Here is a 2,427-nt window from a genome sequence, read left to right on the forward strand (position 1 = left end):
GCCTCAGCATTTTATTATGGTGATCCCCTGGGCGAAATGCGCCTGGTAAGCAGAGTTTTTGAAATGTAAGGCCTTTGAATAAGACAAAAGGCTGCCTCATCGCTAACTTTGCAACAGTGCCTTTAAGCGTGCATAATAAGCCCTACACAAATTGGGAGTTAGACATCATGAGCAACGCAAAAACAAAGTTAGGCATCACAAAGTACAGCATCGTGACCAACAGCAACGATTCCGTCACACTGCGCCTCATGACTGAGCATGACCTTGCGATGCTCTATGAGTGGCTAAATCGATCTCATATCGTCGAGTGGTGGGGCGGAGAAGAAGCACGCCCGACACTTGCTGACGTACAGGAACAGTACTTGCCAAGCGTTTTAGCGCAAGAGTCCGTCACTCCATACATTGCAATGCTGAATGGAGAGCCGATTGGGTATGCCCAGTCGTACGTTGCTCTTGGAAGCGGGGACGGACGGTGGGAAGAAGAAACCGATCCAGGAGTACGCGGAATAGACCAGTTACTGGCGAATGCATCACAACTGGGCAAAGGCTTGGGAACCAAGCTGGTTCGAGCTCTGGTTGAGTTGCTGTTCAATGATCCCGAGGTCACCAAGATCCAAACGGACCCGTCGCCGAGCAACTTGCGAGCGATCCGATGCTACGAGAAAGCGGGGTTTGAGAGGCAAGGTACCGTAACCACCCCATATGGTCCAGCCGTGTACATGGTTCAAACACGCCAGGCATTCGAGCGAACACGCAGTGATGCCTAACCCTTCCATCGAGGGGGACGTCCAAGGGCTGGCGCCCTTGGCCGCCCCTCATGTCAAACGTTGGGCGAACCCGGAGCCTCATTAATTGTTAGCCGTTAAAATTAAGCCCTTTACCAAACCAATACTTATTATGAAAAACACAATACATATCAACTTCGCTATTTTTTTAATAATTGCAAATATTATCTACAGCAGCGCCAGTGCATCAACAGATATCTCTACTGTTGCATCTCCATTATTTGAAGGAACTGAAGGTTGTTTTTTACTTTACGATGCATCCACAAACGCTGAAATTGCTCAATTCAATAAAGCAAAGTGTGCAACGCAAATGGCACCAGATTCAACTTTCAAGATCGCATTATCACTTATGGCATTTGATGCGGAAATAATAGATCAGAAAACCATATTCAAATGGGATAAAACCCCCAAAGGAATGGAGATCTGGAACAGCAATCATACACCAAAGACGTGGATGCAATTTTCTGTTGTTTGGGTTTCGCAAGAAATAACCCAAAAAATTGGATTAAATAAAATCAAGAATTATCTCAAAGATTTTGATTATGGAAATCAAGACTTCTCTGGAGATAAAGAAAGAAACAACGGATTAACAGAAGCATGGCTCGAAAGTAGCTTAAAAATTTCACCAGAAGAACAAATTCAATTCCTGCGTAAAATTATTAATCACAATCTCCCAGTTAAAAACTCAGCCATAGAAAACACCATAGAGAACATGTATCTACAAGATCTGGATAATAGTACAAAACTGTATGGGAAAACTGGTGCAGGATTCACAGCAAATAGAACCTTACAAAACGGATGGTTTGAAGGGTTTATTATAAGCAAATCAGGACATAAATATGTTTTTGTGTCCGCACTTACAGGAAACTTGGGGTCGAATTTAACATCAAGCATAAAAGCCAAGAAAAATGCGATCACCATTCTAAACACACTAAATTTATAAAAAATCTAATGGCAAAATCGCCCAACCCTTCAATCAAGTCGGGACGGCCAAAAGCAAGCTTTTGGCTCCCCTCGCTGGCGCTCGGCGCCCCTTATTTCAAACGTTAGACGGCAAAGTCACAGACCGCGGGATCTCTTATGACCAACTACTTTGATAGCCCCTTCAAAGGCAAGCTGCTTTCTGAGCAAGTGAAGAACCCCAATATCAAAGTTGGGCGGTACAGCTATTACTCTGGCTACTATCATGGGCACTCATTCGATGACTGCGCACGGTATCTGTTTCCGGACCGTGATGACGTTGATAAGTTGATCATCGGTAGTTTCTGCTCTATCGGGAGTGGGGCTTCCTTTATCATGGCTGGCAATCAGGGGCATCGGTACGACTGGGCATCATCTTTCCCGTTCTTTTATATGCAGGAAGAACCTGCATTCTCAAGCGCACTCGATGCCTTCCAAAAAGCAGGTAATACTGTCATTGGCAATGACGTTTGGATCGGCTCTGAGGCAATGGTCATGCCCGGAATCAAGATCGGGCACGGTGCGGTGATAGGCAGCCGCTCGTTGGTGACAAAAGATGTGGGGCACTGTTGCAAAGTTAGCGATGAGGCAGCCTTTTGTCTTATTCAAAGGCCTTACATTTCAAAAACTCTGCTTACCAGGCGCATTTCGCCCAGGGGATCACCATAATAAAATGCTGAGG

The 2,427-nt window shown here is 45.3% G+C and carries 2 protein-coding genes and 1 pseudogene; all 3 read left to right on the plus strand.

Features of this window, described 5'->3' with window-relative positions; all coding sequences use genetic code 11:
* Window positions 1–212 precede the first annotated feature (212 nt).
* Window positions 213–767, plus strand: coding sequence for a fluoroquinolone-acetylating aminoglycoside 6'-N-acetyltransferase AAC(6')-Ib-cr5 (locus ACJBF3_RS25955; RefSeq protein WP_063840321.1), 555 nt, complete (start codon window positions 213–215; stop codon window positions 765–767).
* Between the two features lie 130 nt (window positions 768–897).
* Entirely contained in the window at window positions 898–1,728 is an 831-nt protein-coding gene (locus ACJBF3_RS25960) for an oxacillin-hydrolyzing class D beta-lactamase OXA-1 (RefSeq protein WP_001334766.1), read from the plus strand.
* A 137-nt stretch (window positions 1,729–1,865) separates the two neighbouring features.
* Window positions 1,866–2,306 (plus strand): annotated as a pseudogene (locus tag ACJBF3_RS25965) (CatB-related O-acetyltransferase); the annotation flags it as partial.
* Window positions 2,307–2,427: the final 121 nt, after the last annotated feature.

Source organism: Enterobacter sp. PP-008-ECC_S150 (assembly GCF_045257065.1).
In the GTDB taxonomy this organism is placed as follows: Bacteria; Pseudomonadota; Gammaproteobacteria; order Enterobacterales; family Enterobacteriaceae; genus Enterobacter; species Enterobacter chengduensis.

Coding starts and splice junctions, on each gene's coding strand:
- ACJBF3_RS25960 (WP_001334766.1), top strand. CDS start 898: ATGAAAAACACAATACATATCAACTTCGCTATTTTTTTAATAATTGCA.